The sequence below is a fragment of the Spirillospora sp. NPDC052269 genome (assembly GCF_040679435.1).
GTDB lineage: Bacteria > Actinomycetota > Actinomycetes > Streptosporangiales > Streptosporangiaceae > Spirillospora.
The window spans coordinates 195,081-213,913 of record NZ_JBFAUU010000008.1 but is presented as its reverse complement, the minus strand read 5'-3'; the positions used below and the strand labels follow the sequence as shown (position 1 = coordinate 213,913).

At 73.0% G+C, this 18,833-nt stretch carries 19 protein-coding genes; 9 read left to right on the top strand and 10 right to left on the bottom strand.

The genetic code is table 11. From position 1 onward, the window contains the following. Window positions 1–176 precede the first annotated feature (176 nt). Window positions 177–974, top strand: a complete 798-nt coding sequence (locus AB0L06_RS19220) for a glycerophosphodiester phosphodiesterase family protein (protein ID WP_500232370.1) — start codon at window positions 177–179, stop codon at window positions 972–974. Window positions 975–1,044: 70 nt separating this feature from the next. Here AB0L06_RS19220 and AB0L06_RS19215 read toward each other — a convergent pair whose 3' ends face one another. Then, window positions 1,045–1,698 (bottom strand): TetR/AcrR family transcriptional regulator, encoded by a 654-nt coding sequence (locus tag AB0L06_RS19215; protein ID WP_500232369.1) that lies wholly within the window; start codon window positions 1,696–1,698, stop codon window positions 1,045–1,047. 120 nt (window positions 1,699–1,818) lie between these two features. Between AB0L06_RS19215 and AB0L06_RS19210 the strand changes: the two genes are divergently transcribed. Next, window positions 1,819–2,772, top strand: a complete 954-nt coding sequence (locus AB0L06_RS19210; RefSeq protein WP_500232368.1) for an alpha/beta hydrolase — start codon at window positions 1,819–1,821, stop codon at window positions 2,770–2,772. 10 nt (window positions 2,773–2,782) lie between these two features. Then, window positions 2,783–3,763: an aldo/keto reductase gene (locus AB0L06_RS19205; protein WP_500232367.1), complete on the top strand. Its 981-nt coding sequence runs from the start codon at window positions 2,783–2,785 to the stop codon at window positions 3,761–3,763. Window positions 3,764–3,833: 70 nt separating this feature from the next. Here AB0L06_RS19205 and AB0L06_RS19200 read toward each other — a convergent pair whose 3' ends face one another. Next, window positions 3,834–4,487, bottom strand: a complete 654-nt coding sequence (locus tag AB0L06_RS19200; protein WP_500232366.1) for a class I SAM-dependent methyltransferase — start codon at window positions 4,485–4,487, stop codon at window positions 3,834–3,836. Between the two features lie 182 nt (window positions 4,488–4,669). Continuing rightward, on the bottom strand, window positions 4,670–4,984 hold the full coding sequence (locus AB0L06_RS19195) for a type II toxin-antitoxin system Phd/YefM family antitoxin (RefSeq protein ID WP_500232365.1): 315 nt from the start codon (window positions 4,982–4,984) through the stop codon (window positions 4,670–4,672). A 143-nt stretch (window positions 4,985–5,127) separates the two neighbouring features. Here AB0L06_RS19195 and AB0L06_RS19190 point away from each other — a divergent pair, with 143 nt between their 5' ends. The 3 genes from AB0L06_RS19190 (at window position 5,128) to AB0L06_RS19180 (ending at window position 6,810) form a co-directional block, all read left to right on the top strand. Then, entirely contained in the window at window positions 5,128–5,724 is a 597-nt protein-coding gene (locus tag AB0L06_RS19190) for a ClpP family protease (RefSeq protein WP_500232525.1), read from the top strand. 29 nt (window positions 5,725–5,753) lie between these two features. Next, window positions 5,754–6,335: an ATP-dependent Clp protease proteolytic subunit gene (locus tag AB0L06_RS19185; protein WP_500232524.1), complete on the top strand. Its 582-nt coding sequence runs from the start codon at window positions 5,754–5,756 to the stop codon at window positions 6,333–6,335. Window positions 6,336–6,465: 130 nt separating this feature from the next. After that, window positions 6,466–6,810 carry an RNA polymerase-binding protein RbpA gene (locus tag AB0L06_RS19180; protein ID WP_500232523.1) on the top strand — a complete coding sequence of 115 codons (345 nt, stop codon included), beginning with the start codon at window positions 6,466–6,468 and terminating at the stop codon, window positions 6,808–6,810. Window positions 6,811–7,147: 337 nt separating this feature from the next. Here the strand turns inward: AB0L06_RS19180 and AB0L06_RS19175 are convergent, their stop codons facing one another. From AB0L06_RS19175 to lnt, 3 genes are all read right to left on the bottom strand, one after another. Continuing rightward, a complete protein-coding gene (locus AB0L06_RS19175; protein ID WP_500232364.1) occupies window positions 7,148–7,708 on the bottom strand; it encodes an FxsA family protein in 561 nt (186 codons plus the stop codon). Between the two features lie 126 nt (window positions 7,709–7,834). Then, entirely contained in the window at window positions 7,835–8,581 is a 747-nt protein-coding gene (locus AB0L06_RS19170) for a polyprenol monophosphomannose synthase (protein WP_500232363.1), read from the bottom strand. Window positions 8,582–8,586: 5 nt separating this feature from the next. Beyond that, window positions 8,587–10,278, bottom strand: a complete 1,692-nt coding sequence (lnt, locus tag AB0L06_RS19165; protein ID WP_500232522.1) for an apolipoprotein N-acyltransferase — start codon at window positions 10,276–10,278, stop codon at window positions 8,587–8,589. Here lnt and AB0L06_RS19160 point away from each other — a divergent pair. Further along, window positions 10,277–10,771, top strand: a complete 495-nt coding sequence (locus AB0L06_RS19160; protein WP_500232521.1) for a pentapeptide repeat-containing protein — start codon at window positions 10,277–10,279, stop codon at window positions 10,769–10,771. The two genes, lnt and AB0L06_RS19160, sit on opposite strands and share 2 nt — an antisense overlap. A 389-nt stretch (window positions 10,772–11,160) precedes the next feature. Here AB0L06_RS19160 and kal read toward each other — a convergent pair whose 3' ends face one another. The 3 genes from kal to kamD are packed head-to-tail and all read right to left on the bottom strand — an operon-like array spanning window position 11,161 to window position 14,020. Then, complete coding sequence (gene kal / locus AB0L06_RS19155; protein WP_500232362.1) at window positions 11,161–11,577, bottom strand: 3-aminobutyryl-CoA ammonia lyase; 417 nt, start codon at window positions 11,575–11,577, stop codon at window positions 11,161–11,163. Continuing rightward, entirely contained in the window at window positions 11,574–12,416 is an 843-nt protein-coding gene (gene kamE / locus AB0L06_RS19150) for a lysine 5,6-aminomutase subunit beta (protein ID WP_500232361.1), read from the bottom strand. The genes kal and kamE overlap by 4 nt, the downstream gene beginning before the upstream one ends. Beyond that, the gene (kamD, locus tag AB0L06_RS19145; protein WP_500232360.1) at window positions 12,413–14,020 is read right to left on the bottom strand and encodes a lysine 5,6-aminomutase subunit alpha; all 1,608 of its coding nucleotides are present in this window, start codon (window positions 14,018–14,020) and stop codon (window positions 12,413–12,415) included. The genes kamE and kamD overlap by 4 nt, the downstream gene beginning before the upstream one ends. Window positions 14,021–14,308: 288 nt before the next feature. Here kamD and asnB point away from each other — a divergent pair, with 288 nt between their 5' ends. Both asnB and AB0L06_RS19135 read left to right on the top strand, forming a co-directional pair. Continuing rightward, window positions 14,309–16,198 (top strand): asparagine synthase (glutamine-hydrolyzing), encoded by a 1,890-nt coding sequence (gene asnB / locus AB0L06_RS19140; RefSeq protein ID WP_500232359.1) that lies wholly within the window; start codon window positions 14,309–14,311, stop codon window positions 16,196–16,198. A gap of 209 nt (window positions 16,199–16,407) precedes the next feature. Further along, window positions 16,408–17,181: a bestrophin-like domain gene (locus tag AB0L06_RS19135; RefSeq protein ID WP_500232358.1), complete on the top strand. Its 774-nt coding sequence runs from the start codon at window positions 16,408–16,410 to the stop codon at window positions 17,179–17,181. Window positions 17,182–18,302: 1,121 nt separating this feature from the next. Here AB0L06_RS19135 and AB0L06_RS19130 read toward each other — a convergent pair. After that, window positions 18,303–18,815 carry an NUDIX hydrolase gene (locus tag AB0L06_RS19130; RefSeq protein WP_500232357.1) on the bottom strand — a complete coding sequence of 171 codons (513 nt, stop codon included), beginning with the start codon at window positions 18,813–18,815 and terminating at the stop codon, window positions 18,303–18,305. Window positions 18,816–18,833 lie beyond the last annotated feature (18 nt).

Genomic DNA, 18,833 nt, shown 5'->3' with positions numbered 1-18,833 from the left:
CAGGCTCGCTCCCCCACCCGGCGCCGTCTTGAACGAACCGCTCGCGCGCGGCTTGCCTCATCGGAGATGAGGCTGGGTGGTGAGTCCCGGGGCATTGCTCCGGCCCAGGGCCTTTACATAGTAAGGTATGGGCTGGAATGCGATACGGACCGCCGAAACCCGCCATAATCTGGTGAGTGCGGTCAAGTAGCTCCTACGCCTTCCTCGATCACCCCGGCCCCATCGCGTTCGCCCACCGGGGCGGCGCCGGCGGACGCCCCGAGAACTCCCTCGCGGCCTTCCAGCGCGCCTTCGACCTCGGCTACCGCTACATGGAGACCGACGCCCACGCCACCGCCGACGGCGTCGTCGTGGCCTTCCACGACCGGACCCTCGACCGCGTCACCGACCGGACCGGCACCGTCGCGGCCCTCCCCTACTCCAAGGTCGCCCGCGCCCGCATCCACGGCACCGAGCCCATCCCCCGCCTCGAGGACCTCCTCGACGCCTTCCCCGAGGCCCGCTTCAACATCGACCTCAAGGAAGCGTCGGTCATCGGCCCCCTCGCCCGCGTCCTGCACCGGGCCAACGCCTGGGACCGCGTCTGCCTGACGTCCTTCTCCACCCGCCGCCTCACCCAGATGCGCGCCCGCCTCCCCCTGTTCACCGACCGGGACGTCTGCACCTCACTGGGCCCCCGCGGCGTCATGGCCCTGCGCGCCAAGTCCTACGGCGGCCCCACCGGCAAACTCGTCCGCCTGGCCTCCACCGGCGTGGCCTGCGCCCAGGTCCCCTACGGCCTGGGCCCCCTCCCCTTCGTCACCGAGGCCTTCGTCGCCAAGGCCCACGACCTGGGCCTGAAGGTCCACGCCTGGACCGTCAACGACCCCGCCGTCATGGACCGCCTCATCGACATCGGTATCGACGGCATCATGACCGACGACCTGGTGGCCCTCCGCCACGTCCTCTCCGCCCGAAACCTCTGGCCCCACTAGCCGATCCCGCCCTGGGCGCACGCGCTCAGGGCGGGGTGCTGCGGCGTCGCCGAGGGGGCGCGGGGGCGCGTTAGGGGATTGCGGTTTCGAGTTGGGTGAGGTGGGCGGCGAGGATCTCGTCGAACGCGGTGCCGCGGTCGGCGCCGAGGGGGCGGATCTCGCGGGCGAAGTGGGCCAGGGCGGGGAAGCGGTCGGGGTCGGCGCCGAGGACCGCGACGCGGAACTGCTCCATGCCCTGTTCGTACTCGCTCGGGGTGAGGGTGCCGATGCCGGCCTCGGAGGCGATCAGCGCGGCGAGGAGGATCACGATCCGGTGGTAGCGGGACGGGATCTCCTCGTCGGGCAGGCCTGAGGCCTGCAGGGCCTGGAGCACCTCCTCCATGACGAGCCGGGAACCGGTGCCGCCGGATCCGTAGCGTCCCCAGATCACCGCGAGCTGGGGGTGCTGCCCGAAGGCCTCACGCAGGCGCAGGGCCGTCGTGGTGATGCGCTGCTTCCAGTCGTCCGCAGGCTGGTAGCCGTCCATCGCGGACATCAGGATCCGGTCGGCGACGGCGCGCAGCAGCTCGGTCTTGTTGCGGAAGTGCCGGTAGAGGCTGGAGGAGTCGGTTCCGAGCACGGCGGCGAGCTTGCGCACGCTGAACGACTCGGTGCCGCTCGTGCGCAGCATCTCCTCAGCCGTCGCCAGGATCTCCTCCGTGGTCCAACGCCTTCGACCTGCCATCTCGCCCCTCTCGTCCCGGCTCAGCCTAGTCTATGCACTTGCCGTTGCACGCACCGCGTGCATAATGATGGCAACGCGTCGGCCGGAGTCCCCGGCCGGGAGTGAGGGAGAGGCGGAGTCATGGGTGAGACCACTGCTGTCGGACGGGTGCCGGAGCCGGATTTCTCGGCGATCACGGACGAGGAGCTGGCCGTCTACCGCACTGCGGAGAACCGTTGGCGGGCGTCCGGCGAGGCGCGCGCGTTCCTCGGGGAGCCCGACCCCGGGGCCTCGATCGAGTGGCAGGACGTCGCACTGCCGGGGCGTGACCTGCCGGTTCGGGTGTACCGGCCGGTGTCGACGGGCGACGGCGACGCGGCCGGTCTGCCGCTCGTGATCCATGTTCATGGGGGCGGTTTCGTGGGCACGGCCGCGCAGTGCGACTGGACCAGCAGCCACCTCGCCGCGCGGCTGCCCGCGCTCGTCGTGTCGGTCGAGCACCGCCTCGTCGCGCCGGACAGCACGCTCGCGGACGCCGCCGACGACGGCTGGGACGTGCTCCAGCACGTGCTGGAGAACGCCTCGCAGTGGGGCGCCGATCCGACGCGCACGGCCGTGTTCGGCGAGAGCTTCGGCGGGCTGGTCAGCGCGCTGACGGCCATCCGGGCCCGGGAGGCCGGCCTGCGGCTCAAGGCGCAGGTGCTGGTCAACTCCGCCGTCGACGTGACCGAGGCGATGTACGACCATCCGTCCATCGAGGAGTACGCCTACAGCCCGAGCCGCGCCCTGCCGCTGCTGCGGCTCCTGCGGCGGCTCGCCGTCCCGCCGGGAACCGACGCCCGCGCGTTCTCACCGCTGCAGGCGGACGACCTGGGCGGGCTCGCCCCCGCGCTGCTGGTGGTGCCGACCCGGGACGCGCTCGCCGACCACGGCCGCCGCTACGCCGAGCGCCTGCGCGCCGCCGGAACGTCCGTACGGCTCACCGAGTACCCGGGAGCGCGGCACGCGTTCCTCACCCTGCCGGGCCTGGAACCGCAGGCCGAGATCGCCCAAGCGGAGATCCGCGAGTTCCTCCGCGCGGCCCTGGAAGTCTGACGGAGAAACGATGCACAGCACCCCCCTTGGCACCGACGGCCCCGCGGTCTCCCGGCTCGGTCTCGGCTGCATGAGCATGACCGGCATCTACGGTCCCGCCGACGCACAGGAGGCCGCGGCCACCCTGCTGGACGCCCTCGACTCCGGCGTCACCATGTTCGACACCGGCGACTTCTACGGCGACGGAGCCAACGAGGAACTCCTCGGCGCGACTCTCGGCCCTCATCGGGACCGGGTCTTCCTGGCGACCAAGACGGGTGTACGGCGGGCCGCCGGCGGGCTCGTCCCCGACGGCTCGCCGGACAGCCTGCGCCGGGCCTGCGAGGCGTCTCTGCGCCGGCTCGGCACCGATCGCATCGACCTGTACTACCTCGCCCGCGTCGATCCGGCCGTCCCCGTTGAGGAGTCGGTCGGCGCGATGGCCGACCTGGTCGCCCAGGGCAAGGTGCGCCACGTCGGCCTGTCCGAGGTCTCGGCCGGCACGCTCCGCCGTGCCCACGCCGTCCACCCGATCAGCGCGGTCCAGACGGAGTACTCGCTGTGGGAGCGCCATGTCGAGGACGACGTCCTGCCCGCGCTCCGGGACCTCGGCGCCGCCCTGGTCGCCTACAGCCCGCTCGGCCGAGGACTGCTCACCGGGGCCGTCCGCCCGTCCACGCGCTATGAGAGCGGCGACTTCCGCGCCACCGCTCCTCGCTACAACGGGGACGACCTCAAGGCCAACCTGGCCATCGTCGAGGCCATCACCGAACTCGCCACCGCCAAGGGCGTGACACCCGCCCGGATCGCCCTCGCCTGGCTCCTCACCCGTGGCGGCGACGTCATCCCCATCCCCGGCAGCTCACGCCGCCCCCACCTGCGCGACAACCTGGCCGCCGTCGACCTGGACCTGACCGAGGCCGACCTCGGCGCCATCGACGCCGCCGTCCCCGCCGCCGGAGCCCAGGGGGCCCGGTACGGCGACCACGGCATCCGCATGATCGACCAATAGGGCTCGCGGCGCACGGCGCTTTCCCATCTCGGGTCACGACACCACACGCCGTGGAGGCAAGGGGCCGTGTCTACGGCTCGGGCGTGGTGGTCGGGCGGTGGGCGTAGCAGAAGAGTTGGTCCTCTGGGCCCATGCCCGGGAAGTCCGGGACGAATTGGCTGACCTGGGCGTGCAGGACGGTCAGTCCGGCCGAGGTCAGGCGTTCCAGGTACACCTCGGCGGGATGGCTGGTGGCGCGCACCCGCTCGCCCATCCAGGTGATCTCGACTCCCTCCACGTCCGCCGGGACGGTGGCGAGGACCAGGTGGCCGCCGGGGGCGATCCAGGTCGCGATCTCTGCGAGGGCGGCGTCCAGTTCGGGCCGGGGCAGCTGCAGGAGTGGGAAGAAGGCGCAGATCGCGTCCCACGAGCCGGGTTCGGTCTCGAAGGCGCGGACGTCGACCTGCTGGAAGGTCGCCGCCGGAACCTGCCTGGCGGCGATCTCGACCATGGTCGCCGAGATGTCGATCCCGGTGACCTGGTGACCCGCCTCCGCCAGCCGTTCCGCCGTCGGCCGGCCGGTGCCGCTGCCGATGTCCAGGACGCGCGCCCTGGACGGCAGTCGCGCGATCAGCCAGTCGAGTGCCGCGTGGTGTTCGGGCAGGTGGCCGTAGGCGCGCTCGTACTCGGCGCCGAGGGCGTCGAACACGCGGGCGGCGGACGCCGAGTCGTACGAAGCCGCCATTCCCCTACCTCCGAAAAGACCGAGAGCGGTCAGAGCGCCACCCGCAGCCTAGATTCGGAGCCGGGACGCGGTCCAGAGGCCGGAGCAGATGGGCGACGGACCAGGCTCGCGGCCGCCGACGATGCTTCGCGCGCGTCGGCGGCCGTCCGCCCCTGGGGGCGGTGGCCCGGTTTCCGGGCGCGTCAGCGGATGAAGCCGGGGCGGTGGCCCGGTGGTGGCATGGCAGGGCGGTACTCCGCGGCGATCTGGAGCGGCCCGTTCGGACGGCGGTCCTCCCCCGTCTGTTCGGGGGCCGCGGGGCGGGATTCCGCCTGCGTGAGGTCGTAGCGCTGCGCGCGCAGGCTCTTCAGCAGCTCCAGGTCCTCAGGGGACACCAGCGCGGCCATCACGCGGCCGCGGCGGGTGATGGCCACAGGCTCGCCGGTGTAGGCGACCTTGTTGACCAGGTCGGCGAACTGGGCTCGAGCTTCCGTAACCGGCACTTCCACGAGATTCATCGTATAGCGAAACCGTCCCTCCCCTCCTGGCGCGGGACTTCCGCGCGCCCTACGCTCCAATCTGTACAGTCAGTACCAGTTGTACAGATGATCATGGAGGCGCCATGCTGGTCGGGGACAGGTTCGGGCAGGCGGAGACGTTCATGGGGAGGTCCCGGGCGTCGGTCGCGGCGCCGGAGGCGGCACTGGGGAACGAGGCCCTGGCCCAGCGGCTGCTGGGCCAGCGGATCGTGTTCCTGGGCGAGGAGGTCGACGACCAGGTCGCCAACCGGGTGTGCGCGCAGCTGCTGCTGCTCGCGGCGCAGGACGGCCGGCGCGACATCACCCTGTACGTCAACTCCCCCGGCGGGGTCGTGGACGCCGGGATGGCGATCTACGACATGATGCAGTTCGTCCCGAACGACGTGTCGACCGTCGCGCTCGGGATGGCCGCGTCGATGGGGCAGATGATCCTGTGCGCGGGGGCGCCCGGCAAGCGGTACGCCCTGCGGCACGCGCGGATCATGATGCACCAGGTGTCCGGCGGGATCGGCGGCACCGCCTCGGACATCAAGATCCAGGCCGAGCAGGCGGTGTACCTCAAGCGGACGCTGTTCGAGCGGATCGCCGAGCACACCGGACGGCCCCTGGAGCAGGTCGTCGCCGACGGCGACCGGGACCGCTGGTTCACCGCCGAGCAGGCCCGCGAGTACGGCTTCGTCGACCACGTCGTCGACTCCACCGAGCGGGTCGGGTCGTGACGCGGCCGCGCGCCGAGGGGCGCTACATCATGCCGTCCTACGTCGAGCGGACGTCGTACGGGGTGAAGGAGAGCACCCCGTACAACAAGCTGTTCGAGGAGCGGATCGTGTTCCTCGGCTCGCCGGTGGACGACACGGCCGCCAACGACGTCACCGCGCAGCTGCTGGCGCTGGAGGGCATGGACCCCGACCGGCCGATCAACCTGTACATCAACTCCCCCGGCGGCTCCCTGACGGCCATGCTGGCGATCTACGACACCATGCGGTACGTCAGCCCGGTCGTCGAGACGACGTGCATCGGGCAGGCGGTGTCGGCGGCGGCGATCCTGCTGGCGGGCGGGGCGAGGGGGAGGCGGCAGGCGCTCCCCGGGGCGCGGATCCTGCTCCACGAGCCCGCGGTGGACGTGTCGCGCGGATCGTCCAGCGACCTGGAGATCCAGGCGGCGGAGATCCTGCGGCAGCGGGACCAGACCGAGCGGATCGTGGCCGAGGCGACCGGTCGCGACGTCGGGACCGTCCGCCGTGATCTCGACCGGGCCCGGTTCTTCACCGCCCAGGAGGCCCTGGAGTACGGGCTCGTCGATCACATCCTGCCCCCCAGGGGGCGGTGAACGGCCGGTCACGGCCCGATGACGGGCGAGGAAAAGTACCAGGGTTGGATCGCCCGCCTACTGGGAATCTTGCCGGGGTACTCAGCGTTGGTCTGAACAAGACTGCAAGCCGTCTGGGAGGCACGTGACGATGGCGGAGCGCGCACTTCGCGGCACCCGACTCGGAGCGACGAGCTACGAGAACGATCGCAACACCGATCTGGCCCCACGCCAGGAAGTCGACTACACCTGCAGCAAGGGCCACCGGTTCACCGTGACGCTCGCCGCCGAGGCCGAGGTGCCCATGACCTGGGAGTGCCGCAGCTGCGGCGCGACCGCACTGAGGGTGGACGGCGAGCTGCCCCAAACCAAGAAGGGCAAGCCGCCGCGCACCCACTGGGACATGCTCATGGAACGGCGAACGCTGGAGGATCTGGAGGAGGTGCTGGCCGAACGTCTGGAGATCCTTCGTTCCGGTCGGCGCAGGTCCGCCTGATCCACCGGCGCCTGCCCTGACGAACGCCGGGCCGCCCCCGTCACACGACGGGGGCGGCCCGGCGTTCTCCGTCTGTCCGCCCGGCGACACCGGCCCGCCCCGGCCGGACGGCGTGGAGATCATCGCAGCGGCGCGACCAGGGGACGGCTGTGGCCCGTTGCCCATCCCCACGGCCCAGGGCTCCATGGGCCCTCTGAGCCTCGCCGAGCAGGGGCTGGCGCCCTTGAGACGTTCAAGGAGCGGTCCCCCGTGCAGGAAGGCATTGGGCGCCGAGCGAAGAACAGCGGGTCAGCGGGCGCGGTGGGCCGAGGGGGCTGGGGGTCAGGGAGGCTGAGGGTCAGGGGCGGTCGTCGTCGTGGATGACCTCGCCCTGGACGACCGTGCCGCGTGGGGACGGCCCGGAGTCACCGGACGGGCCCGCGGCGCCGCCGAACGGGTCGCCGAAGGGCGTCTGGCCAGGGGCCCCGAAGCCGGCAGGGCCGCCGGGGCCGTTCATGACGGGCGGGAACAGGCCCGCGCGGGCCTGTGCGGCGGCCAGGCGGCGGGCGGCGAGCCGGCCGAACAGGCGTCGCAGCGGGGGCCGGGTGAACGGCAGGATGAACAGCAGCCCGAGCAGGTCGGTGAGGAAGCCGGGGATCATCAGCAGGACGCCGCCGGCCATGACCAGGGCGGCGTCGCCGAGTTCGCGTTCGGGGACCTCGCCCCGGCTGAGGGCGGCGTTGAGGGCGCGCCAGGCGCGGCGGCCCTCGCGGCGGACGATCCACCCGCCCACGACGATTCCGGCGGCGAGGAGCCCCGCCGTCGGCCAGCCGCCGATGATCTCCCCCACCTGGATGATCAGCACGATCTCCAGGACGGGCAGCAGCAGGAACGACAGGACCAGGACGAGCGGCAGCATGGCTCCATCTTCGCTTCGGGTGGACGGACCGTTACATCGTCTACAACGCCGACGCCCACCCGAACGTTTCCCCGCCCGCGCCCCCGGTTTCGCCCGGACGGGCCCCGCGCCCCCGCGGGAGGCCGGTCAGCGGTGGCCGCGGAGGCGGGCGACGCGGTCGGCGACGCCCCACTGGGTGACGCGGACCATCGCCTCGATCATGATGTCGCGGCTCATCTTGCTGGTGCCGTGGACGCGCTCGACGAAGGTGATGGGGACCTCGACGACCCGCAGGCCCTGCTTGAGGGAGCGGCGGGCCAGGTCGATCTGGAAGCAGTAGCCGCGCGAGTCGACGCCGTCCAGGGCGATCTTCTGCAGGGTCGCGGCGCGGAAGGCGCGGTAGCCGCCGGTGGCGTCGCGGAGCGGGAGGCCGAGCATCATGCGGACGAACACGTTGCCGCCGCGGGAGATGAGCTGGCGGCTGAGGGGCCAGTTCTCGGTGCGGCCGCCGGGGATGTAGCGGGCGCCGAGGACCAGGTCGGCGTCCTGCAGGGCGGTGAGCAGGCGGGGCAGCTCCTCGGGCTGGTGGGAGCCGTCGGCGTCCATCTCGACCATGACGTCGTAGCCGTGCTCGGCGGCCCAGCCGAACCCGGCGATGTAGGCGGCGCCGAGGCCCTCCTTGCCCTTGCGGTGCATGACCTTGACGTGGTCGTCGCCTGCGGCCAGGTCGTCGGCGATCCGCCCGGTGCCGTCCGGGCTGTTGTCGTCGGCGACGAGGATGTCCACACCGGGCGCGGCGGCCCGGACGCGGCCGACGATCCGCTCGATGTTGTCCCGCTCGTTGTAGGTCGGGATGATCACAAGGACCCGGCCCAGGTCGGCTGGGATGTCCATCGGCGTCAGTTCTCCTCGTCGTCGGTGCGTGCGGCCTCCCGCACGCCGGCACCCTCAGTGTCCCGCACGGTGGCCCCCACCGCGTCCCCCGCCGCGTCGGCCGCGGGCGGGCCCGCGGTCAGGCCCACGGCGGGGCCCTGCGGAAGCGGCGCGGTGGTGGCACGGCGGCGGCGCGCCAGGCCGAGCGCGGCCGCGACGGCCCCCAGGGCCGCGATGGTGAGGGCCCACTCGGGGAGCGCGCCCAGACGGTCCGCCATCGTACGCGATGTGCGCGCGGGGACCGTGGCGACCTGGAGGGCCGGGACGAACTCCCGCGACTCGGCGATCATACGGCCGTCGGGGGCGACGATCGCGCTGATCCCGCTCGTCGCCGCGACCAGGACCGCCCGGCCGTGCTCGACGGCCCGCAGCCGCGACATCGCGATCTGCTGCGGCGGCAGGCTCGTCTCGCCGTAGGTGGCGTTGTTGGTCTGGACGACCATGACGTTGCCGGGCGCGGAGTCGCGGGTCTCCTTGTCGTAGGCGACCTCGAAGCAGATGACGTCGCCGATGGTGATCGGGCCGAGCTTCATGACGCCGCTCCGGTCGCCCTTGACGAAGTCGCGGGAGATCCGCTGGAAGCGGGTGATCAGCTTGGTGAGGACGTCGCGGAACGGCAGGTACTCGCCGAACGGGACGGGGTGCCGCTTGACGTAGTAGTTCCCCGGTCCCGTCCTGGGGTCCCAGACGATGCCGCGGTTCTCGACCCGCCTCCCGTCGGGGGTGTCGACCAGGGCCCCGACCAGGACGGGCACGCCGACGTCGCGGACGGCGCCGTCGATGGCCTGGAAGGCGTCGGGCGCGGTGAACGGGTCGAGGTCGCTGGCGTTCTCGGGCCAGATGACCAGTTGCGGGCGGGCCACCTGACCGGCGCGGATCTCGGCGGCGAGCTTGTGGGTCTCGCGGACGTGGTTGTCCAGGACGGCGCGGCGCTGCCCGAGGAAGTCCAGGCCGAGGCGGGGCACGTTCCCCTGGACGACCGCGACGGTCACGGGCCGTCCGGACGTGGGCGTGGGGATGGCCAGGCCGCCGCCGACGACCAGCGCGGCGAGCGCGACGGCGACGGCGCCGCCGAGCAGCGGGCCGCGCGCGGCCGTGGCGCGCGGGGCGGTGCCGTTCCCGCGCAGGCGCCAGAGGGTGACGGCGGCGTAGGCGAGCAGCCCGCCGACCAGGGCGGTGAGGAAGGAGACCAGGGGCGCGCCGCCGAGGGAGGCGTACGGGGTGAGGGGGGTGGCGGTCTGGCTGAACGCCAGCCGAGCCCAGGGGAACCCGCCGAACGGCTGGCGGCCGCGCAGGGCCTCCTCGGCGACCCATGCGGCGGCGGTCCACAGCGGCCAGAGGGGCAGCCGGGTGACCACGGCCGTCCCGGCCGCCAGGGGGATGAAGTAGAGCGCCTGGACCAGGCTCAGCCCCACCCAGCCGTCCCAGCCGACCTTGTGGATGCCCTCCAGGACAGGCAGGAAGAACGCCGCGCCGCCGACGAACCCGAGCCAGGCGGCGGTGCGCGCCGGGACGCCGCGCCACGCCAGGGTGAGCAGCGCGAGGGCGGGGAACGCCAGGTAGGGCAGGTCCACGGGCGGGAACGACAGCCACAGCAGGAGCCCGGCGACGACGGTGACGGCGTGGCGGGGCCATCCGGCGCGTCCGCCGCGCCTGATGCCCGCCCAGCGTCCCCCGGGGGCCTCAGCGGCCGTCTCAGCGGCGGCCTCGGCCCTTTCGGCGGCGTCGGCGGGTGGGGCCTCGCTCGCCGAGGCCTCGCTCGCCGGGGCCTCGCTCGCCGGGGCCTCGCTCGCCGGGGCCTCGCTCGCCGGGGCCTCGCTCGCCGGGGCTTCGGTGGTGGCGGTGGCCGTGCCCGCGTCCGGACCGGCGGGGGCGGACACGGCGGGATCGTCGCCCGTGCCTGGGCCCGGCTGCCGTTCCGGGAGGATGTCGTGCGCCACCGCGGCTCCTTGTCCGATGTGTCGGCGTCCGTACTGGACGGCCGAACGCTACCGGTTCGACGGCCCTGGCACGACCGGGCGGGCGCGGGACCGGCGCGCGGGAGTGGCGTGTGAAAGCCGTCCTGCCGCATACGTACCCGTCCGGCGGCGTGCGGGCACGGAAGAGGGCCCCGGTCATCCGTCGGGCCGGAGCCACCCCCACAGGCGGTAGGGGAGGTACACCGTTTTCTACTGGATGTCGGGGCCCTTCCCGGGTCCAACCCCCGCTCGATCGGGCGGCTCCGCTCCGGACGGCGCCTGGCTCCGTGCCTGGTTCGGACGGGGCGGCGGTGTTCTCGCGGCCCGCCGTGGCGCGGTGGCCGGTGCGCGTTTGGGGCGGCCGATCGGTGAGTCCCGTGCTGGACTCGAGCAAAGTTACCCAGTTCCGCGACCTTGTCAACCGCCTCCGGCGGGCCCGTCCGGCGGTCGCGCGGGACGGGCCGGGCCGGTGCTGGTCAGCCGCGGGTCGGGGTTCGGGCCGTCCGGCGGGGTCGCCGCCGGACGCGCCGGAGGGGTGCCCGGCGGGGTCGCCGGGCAGGTGGGACGGGCAGGTGGGAGTGGTCAGGGCACGACGACGGTGCCGGTGGCGGTGACGACGGTGACCGGCTCGTCGAGGACCTCGGCGGCCGACTCGCCCTTGTCGGGACGGCCCCGGCAGATCACCCGGGCGGTGAGGGACAGGGTGCGGCTGCGGCGGCCGACGCGGGTGACCTCGGCGACGGCCTCCACGACGTCCCCGGCGCGCAGCGGGGCGCGGAACTGCACGTCGGAGTAGGACGCGAACAGGCCCTCGTCCCCGTCGGTGCGGATGCACACCTCGGTCACGACGTCCCCGAACAGGCCGAGGACGTAGGCGCCGTCCACCAGGTTCCCGGCGTAGTGGGCGTGGGAGTAGGGGACGTAGCGGCGGTGGGTGACGGTCAGGCCGAGCCGCGGGTCGGCCCCGGGCGCGCCGGCGCAGGTCGGTCCGCCGGTCACGGGGTCTCCCCGGTCGCGGCGGGCAGCAGGGCGTGGACGAGGAAGGACGCGACCTCCGAGGGGGTGGTGCCCTTGCCGAAGATGCGGTCCACGCCCAGGTCGGACGGGGTGACGGTGTCGAAGCGGGGCCCGCCGACGACCAGCAGGGGCCGGCCGATGCCCGCGGCGACGGCCGTGGGGTACTCGGCGTGGAACGCGGCGGCCATCTGCTTGGTGTTGTGCAGGTGGGCGTTGCGCTGGGTGACGACCTGGGAGACCAGGACGGCGTCCGCGTCGGCGTCCTTGGCGCGGGCGACCAGTTCCTCGACGGTGACCTGGGCGCCCATGTTGATCACCTGGATCTCGCGGTAGTACTCCAGGCCCTTCTCCCCCGCGAAGCCCTTGACGTTGAGGATCGCGTCGATCCCGACGGTGTGGGCGTCGGTGCCGATGCAGGCGCCGACGACGACCAGGCGGCGGCCGAGGCCCGAGCGGATCGACTGGTTGATCTCGGGCGCCGACAGCAGCGGGTACTCGCGTCCCTCGGGGACGGGGATCGAGGCGTAGTCGATCAGGTGGTTGGTGCGGCCGTAGACGATGAAGAAGGTGAAGTCGGGGCCCATCGGCTTGGCGTGGACGACGCTGGCCGGTTCCAGGCCCATCTTCCCGGCGAGCTGCAGGGCGGCGGCGTCGGCGCGGGGCCCGGCGGGGACGGGCAGGGTGAACGACATCTGGACCAGGCCGTCGCCGGTGGTGTCGCCGTAGGGGCGGATGACCTGCCGGGTGTCGGCGGGCTCGGCCGGCGCCTCGGTGTCGGTGCCGGTCGCGCCGCCCGTGGCGGCGGTGGGGTCGATCGTCATGCGGTCACCTCCTGCGGTGCGGACGCGGCGTGCGGGTCCTCGTTGTCGAGGATCTCGATGGCGGGGTTGACATACCCGTCGGCGCGTTCGACGACGCCGGAAAGGCCCTTGCCGGCGTCCGGCGGGCGACGGGTGACGCCGAAGGTGCCCTCGGCGATGGCGGTGAGCAGGCCGTCCTTCTCGACCTTGTCGAGCAGGTCGATGGACTCCGACAGGACGCGGCGGGCGCGTTCGCCGATGAACCCGTCCGGCCGGGGCACGAAGTCCTCGGCGAGGCCGCCGGCCGCGTCGCGGACGTAGCGGACGTTCTCCAAGGCCAGGTCGCGGTCCGACAGCCAGGGGGTGTGGATGCCCTCGGTCATCATCCCGATGAGGATGATCGACTGGCCGGTCATGACGCCCGCGAGGTTGAAGAACGCGTCCAGCAGGTAGCCGGCGAAGATGTTGCCGGTCATGTGCTTGGTGGGCGGCATGTACTTCAGCGGCGCGTCCGGGAACAGCTCCCGGACGAGCTGGGCGTGCGCGAGCTCCAGCCGGAACGACTCGGGGATCTTGGGGTTGATCTCGAAGGCGTGGCCGAGGCCGAGCTGGGCGTCCGACAGGCCCGCCTCGTGCCCGAACCGCTCGTTCAGCAGCTGCGACACGATCACGGTGTGCGCGGCGTCGACGGCGTCGGCGGTGGTGAGGTAGTTGTCCTCGCCAGTGTTGATCACGATGCCGGCGCGGGCGTGGATCTGCCGGGAGAACCGCTGGTCGATGAACGTCCGGCGGGGGTTGATGTCGCGGAAGATGATGCCGTACATGCAGTCGTTCAGCATCATGTCGAGGCGCTCGAGCCCGGCGAGGGTGGCGATCTCGGGCATGCACAGCCCGGAGGCGTAGTTGGTCAGCCGCACGTACCGGCCGAGCTCGCGCGACACGTCGTCCAGGGCGGCGCGCATGAGCCGGAAGTTCTCCTGGGTGGCGTACGTCCCGGCGTAGCCCTCGCGGGTGGCGCCCTCGGGGACGAAGTCCAGCAGCGACTGCCCGGTGGAGCGGATGACGGCGACGACGTCGGCGCCCTCGCGGGCGGCGGCCTGCGCCTGCGGGATGTCCTCGTAGATGTCGCCGGTGGCGACGATGAGGTAGATCCACGGCTGGGGCGGGTCGCCGACCTCGGCGAGCATCCGGTCGCGCTCGGCGCGGCGCCGGTCGATGCGGTCCATGCCGCCGCGGGCGGCGCGCCGGGCGCCCTCCTGGGCGGTGCGGGCGTCGGAGCCGGTCGGCAGGCGGAAGTCGACGCGTCCGGCGGCGGCGGCCTGGGCGAGGTCGGCGAGGGAGCCGTGCCCCCCGCGCGCGAGGGCGTCCCAGACGGGCAGGGCGACGCCGTGCTCGAGGCCGACCTGCGCCTGGACGGTGTCGACCAGGTGGTTGGCCCAGGGGCGTCCCTCGGCGTCGGCGCCCGACAGGCCGGACAGGCGCAGCAGTGCGCGTTCGACCGACACGGTGGTGTGGGTGCGGGCCATCTGGATGACGGGTTCGGCGGCCCGGGCGGCCAGGTTCCGCGCCTTGCGGACGACCTCCGGGTCCAGGTCGAGCTTGCCGCGCGTGTTCGGGCCGGTCACCGGGGTGTCTCCCTCGGCAGGTCGGTCGGCATCGCCGTTCCCTTCTCCGCCGGGCCCGCCCCAGGTCTCCGGCTTCGGGCATACCGGACGGGCCGCGACGAACAATCGTCCTCATTGACGCGTTCTCTACGGAAGATCTTCCGGTATGCACCATGTCACGCGCAAGAACCTCTTTGCAGTCAGTCCGCAAACAGTGTTCAGGGCATCAACAAGTGTCCTGACCGTCGGGAAACAAGTTTGTCCGGCTAACCGGTTGGGGACGCCCGCACCGAACGAAAGGTGGGCATCATGTGCGGAATCACCGGATGGGTGGACTTCGGCCGCGACCTGACCGCGGGCCAGGCCACCGCCGACACGGCCCGGACGGCGGCGGAGATGATCGCCACCATGGCCTGCCGCGGCCCCGACGACCAGGGCGTGTGGGCCGCGCCCCACGCCGTCCTCGGCCACCGGCGGCTCGCCGTCATCGACATCCAGGGCGGCCGCCAGCCCATGGCCGCCCCCGCCGGGCCCGGCGGCGCGGACGCCACCGACGCCGCCGTCCTCACCTACAGCGGCGAGGTCTACAACTTCCCCGAACTGCGCGCCGAACTCACCGCCCGCGGCCACACCTTCCGCACCCGCAGCGACACCGAGGTCGTCCTGCGCGCCTACCTGCAATGGGGCGACACCCTCGCCGAACACCTCAACGGCATGTACGCCTTCGCCGTCTGGGACACCCGCTCCGAAGAACTCCTGCTCGTCCGCGACCGCCTCGGCGTCAAACCCCTGTACTGGCGGCAACTGCCCGGCGGCCTGGCCTTCGGCTCCGAACCCAAGGCCATCCTCGCCCACCCCGGCGCCGACGCCGTCCTGGACGCCGACGGCCTCCGCAGCCTCCTCGGCTTCTTCAAGGACGTCGGAAACTCCCCCTACCGCGACATCCACGAACTCCGGCCCGGCCACGTCCTGCGGATCCGCCGCTCCGGCATCACCGTCCGCCGCTACTGGGAACCGCCCGCCACCCCGCACACCGACGACCTGCCCACCACCATCGACAACGTCCGCGGCCTCCTGGAGGACATCGTCGCGCGGCAGCTGGTGTCGGACGTCCCGCTGTGCACGCTGCTGTCGGGCGGCCTGGACTCCAGCATCATCACCGCCCTGGCCGCCACCCACGGCCCCGTCCGCTCCTTCGCGGTCGACTTCGTCGGCCAGTCCGAGCAGTTCGTCCCCGACACCCACCGCGACGCCCCCGACACCCCCTACGTCCACGACCTCGCCGCCCACGCCGGGACCGAGCACGCCGACATCATCGTGGACGCCACGCGCCTCGCCGACCCCGAACTGCGCGCCACCGTCGTCCACGCCTACGACAACCCCACCATGAACGGCGACATGGACACCTCGCTCTACCTGCTGTTCCGCGCGATCCGCGCCCGCTCCACGGTCGCGCTGTCGGGCGAGTCCGCCGACGAGGTGTTCGGCGGCTACAACTGGTTCCACGACCACGACGCCGTCCACGCCGACACCTTCCCCTGGATCGCCCGCGGCATGCGCGAGGGCGGCTCCCAGCGCTTCGGCACCGACCGCCCCGGCCCCCTGGACCGGGGCCTGCTGCAGTCCCTCGACATGGCCGGCTACGTCGCCGAGCAGTACCGCAAGGCCGTCGCGGAGGTCCCCGACGTCCCCGGCGACGACGAGCACGAACGCCGCATGCGCCGCGTCTGCCACCTGCACCTCACCCGCTTCCTGCCGATCCTGCTGGACCGCAAGGACCGCGCCAGCATGGCCGTCGGCCTGGAGGTCCGCGTCCCGTTCTGCGACCACCGGCTCATCGAGTACGTCTACGGCACGCCCTGGTCCATGAAGACCCACGACGGCCACGAGAAGAGCCTGCTGCGCGCCGCCGGCCGCCACCTGCTGCCCGACTCCATCGCCGACCGCCGCAAGAGCCCCTACCCCGCCATCCAGGACCCCGCCTACGAACTGGCCCTCTGCGACCAGATCCGCGACCTGATCGCCGACGTGACCGCTCCCGTCATCCCGCTCGTCGACCGCGCCTCGCTCAAGGAGATGGCCGACCGGCCCATGGACCCCACCGTCGGCACCGGCTTCGGCGGACGCCGCAGCGCCTTCGAGATCGTCCTCGGCATGGACGCCTGGCTCCGCGACCAGTCCGTCCGCATCGACCTCTGAACCGGACACGATCAGAACGGAGCAACGCCCCGGCCCGGGCCGCGCCCCGGGCAAGCCTTCCCTTAACGCTCATTCCACATGCCCTCGGGGATTCCTCTTGGTTCCACTCCCGTCACACCGGTGAACAAAGACTCCTACAGCCACGCAACGTGAACGTAAAATCACGACGCGTCAGTAATGGTGTCGGACCGGAAACCAGGAGTGGGCCCATGCCTGTCTATCTGTTCGCGGCGGCGTGCGCGGCCGCCGTCGTGGTCATCGCCAGCCGACTGCTGCGCCGTACCGGCCGCGGCAGCGACGACGACGCCACCGACGGGCCGACCAACGGCCACGCCGGGGGGATGCTGTCCGCACTCTTCCTCCTCGCCTTCGCCATCGCGATCGTCGTGCCGTGGACCAACACCGACGCGGCCCGCTCCAACACCTACACCGAGGCGCAGGCCCTCTCCGAGACCTACTGGGCCGCCGGACGCCTCGACCCCGCCGACGCCACCCGCACCCGCGCGGAGCTCGCCGACTACGCGGGTTTCGTCCGCCGCACCGAATGGCCCCTCATGCGCGATCACCACCGGCTCAGCGCCGACGGCTGGGCCCGCCTCGACAAGCTCCGCCGCGAGACCACGGCCCTCCCGTTCAAGGACGGCGACGACTCCAAGGACGCCCGCGCCGCCGTCCTGGACCACCTCACCGAGGTCTCCGCCGCACGCCACCAGCGCGCCATGGACGCCCGCGCCCACCCGCCCACCGGACTGCTGGTCATCACCATCCTCACCGGCCTCGTCGTGATCGTCCTGCCGCTGCTGGGCGGCGCCCGCCCCCGCGGCCACACCCTGATCCCGATCGGACTCATGGCCGCGCTGCTCGCCATCGGCATCTACCTCGCCATCGACATGTCCCACGTGTTCTCCGGCGCGATCGCCGTCCACCCCGACGCCTTCAGCGCCGTCTCCGGAGAGTTCAGCCGCATCGCCCAGGGAGGCTGAGGTGCGCCGTGCGCTCGCCCTGCCACCGCTCCTGCTGATCACCGCGGCCGCCGGCGCGCTCGTCCCGGACCTCGCCGCCACCCCGACGTCCGCCGACACCGGCGACCCGGCCGGCCCAGCGGCCACGGCGGCACCGGCTCCCACGCCCGTCCCGCCCGTCCCGCCCGTCACGACGAGCTCTGCGGAAGCGCAGGGGGAGGTCACCGTGGAGCCCACGGCGGGCACCACTCTGAAGCCGCCGTCTCGGACGGCTTCGGCGTCCGTACCCATCGGTGGCCATGGCTCGGCCGGCAAACACGGCCCGGCTCACAGGCCAGCGCCTCACGGCCCGGCCGCGAAGCCGCGTCAGGATCAGAAGGACGCGTCTTCGGCTCCGGCCCGCTCCCGAGCGGACGCCACCCAGCCGCACGCGAAGGCCAAGGCGGCTCCTCCCCCACCTCCACCCGGCCCCGTGGTCGGGGGCGGGGGCGGGGTCATGGCCGTCGCCGGGTGGGAATCGGGGACCGAGGTCGTCTCACTCGTGCCCCCGTCCTGGCCGCCGCACCCGGGCGGGGCGACCGTCTGCATCCACACCGGCGTGGACCTCGAGGTCTCGGTCGGGGTCGTGATCTTCGGGAGGCCGTGCCACTGGCCGCCCGCGCCTCCCCCGCCGAGCACGCCTCCGGCCCCGCCGCCCCCCGCTCCGCCGGCACCGCCGCCGACCTCGCAGCCTCCGGCGACACCGCCGCCCGTGACGACACCGCCTGCGGCACCGCCGGTTTCCTCTCCGCCCGCGCCCCCGCCGGTGCAGCCGCCTCCGGCGCGCCCCGCTCGGCCGCCGCTGGCGTTGCCGCGCGCGCCGCAACCGCGTCCCGCCGTGCCTCCCGCACCACCGGCTCCGGCTCCGGCTGTGCCGTCGCGGCCGGCCGTCCCGCCTCAGCCGACGCCGAAGGCTCCCGTCCGCACACACCCGCAGGGAACGCACCACTTGGTCGCGGTCGCCCGGCCGAAGCCGCCGACCGGGCTCGCCGCGCCACTGGTCACCGTGGTCCTCGTGGTCATGATCAGCGCGGTCGTCGCCATCCTGTTCTGACCATGCCCGGACCGCCGCACCCGCCCCCAGGCGGGTGCGGCGGACGCGTTCAGGCTGTGAGCAGGCGCCGGTACAGTGCGAGCCAGGACGCGCCCGCGCAGCGCACCGCGACCTCCTCCGGAGGCAGCCACGCCGCCTCGGCACACTCACTGTCCTCCGCCGGACACGTCACCGGGCCCGGAACGTCCAACCGCGCGGTGAAGAACGCCATGAACGTGCGCGGCGGATACCCGTAGCCGTCCGGCGGCGCGGCCTCCAGCGTGATCGCCTGCCCGCCGAACAGCCGCAGCCCCTCGGCCCGGACGGCCAGCCCGGTCTCCTCGGCCAACTCCCGCACGGCCGTGTCCACCGGGTCCTCCCCCGGCTCCACATGCCCGCCGGGGACCTCCCAGCCACGGCCCGGACGCTCCACCCGCGTCAGCAGCGTCCCGCCAGAGGCGTCCATGACCAGCACGAACGCCGTCGTGACCACCCTGCCGTCCGCGGGCAGACCGTCCGTCAACACCAGGTCCATCCGGTGCGCGACCGGAATCCACGGGACCGTCACCGTCTCCACCACCATGCCCGCCATGATCGCGCA

Excerpts from the sequence above, each read along its gene's own strand:
- AB0L06_RS19200 (WP_500232366.1), bottom strand. The coding sequence starts at position 4,487 with ATGGCGGCTTCGTACGACTCGGCGTCCGCCGCCCGCGTGTTCGACGCC.
- AB0L06_RS19185 (WP_500232524.1), top strand. The coding sequence starts at position 5,754 with ATGCCGTCCTACGTCGAGCGGACGTCGTACGGGGTGAAGGAGAGCACC.
- AB0L06_RS19160 (WP_500232521.1), top strand. The coding sequence starts at position 10,277 with ATGCCCGCCCAGCGTCCCCCGGGGGCCTCAGCGGCCGTCTCAGCGGCG.
- AB0L06_RS19135 (WP_500232358.1), top strand. The coding sequence starts at position 16,408 with ATGCCTGTCTATCTGTTCGCGGCGGCGTGCGCGGCCGCCGTCGTGGTC.
- AB0L06_RS19130 (WP_500232357.1), bottom strand. The coding sequence starts at position 18,815 with ATGGTGGTGGAGACGGTGACGGTCCCGTGGATTCCGGTCGCGCACCGG.
- AB0L06_RS19190 (WP_500232525.1), top strand. The coding sequence starts at position 5,128 with ATGGGGAGGTCCCGGGCGTCGGTCGCGGCGCCGGAGGCGGCACTGGGG.
- AB0L06_RS19180 (WP_500232523.1), top strand. The coding sequence starts at position 6,466 with ATGGCGGAGCGCGCACTTCGCGGCACCCGACTCGGAGCGACGAGCTAC.
- AB0L06_RS19205 (WP_500232367.1), top strand. The coding sequence starts at position 2,783 with ATGCACAGCACCCCCCTTGGCACCGACGGCCCCGCGGTCTCCCGGCTC.
- AB0L06_RS19175 (WP_500232364.1), bottom strand. The coding sequence starts at position 7,708 with ATGCTGCCGCTCGTCCTGGTCCTGTCGTTCCTGCTGCTGCCCGTCCTG.
- AB0L06_RS19170 (WP_500232363.1), bottom strand. The coding sequence starts at position 8,581 with ATGGACATCCCAGCCGACCTGGGCCGGGTCCTTGTGATCATCCCGACC.
- AB0L06_RS19215 (WP_500232369.1), bottom strand. The coding sequence starts at position 1,698 with ATGGCAGGTCGAAGGCGTTGGACCACGGAGGAGATCCTGGCGACGGCT.
- kamE (WP_500232361.1), bottom strand. The coding sequence starts at position 12,416 with ATGACGATCGACCCCACCGCCGCCACGGGCGGCGCGACCGGCACCGAC.
- asnB (WP_500232359.1), top strand. The coding sequence starts at position 14,309 with ATGTGCGGAATCACCGGATGGGTGGACTTCGGCCGCGACCTGACCGCG.
- AB0L06_RS19195 (WP_500232365.1), bottom strand. The coding sequence starts at position 4,984 with ATGAATCTCGTGGAAGTGCCGGTTACGGAAGCTCGAGCCCAGTTCGCC.
- AB0L06_RS19210 (WP_500232368.1), top strand. The coding sequence starts at position 1,819 with ATGGGTGAGACCACTGCTGTCGGACGGGTGCCGGAGCCGGATTTCTCG.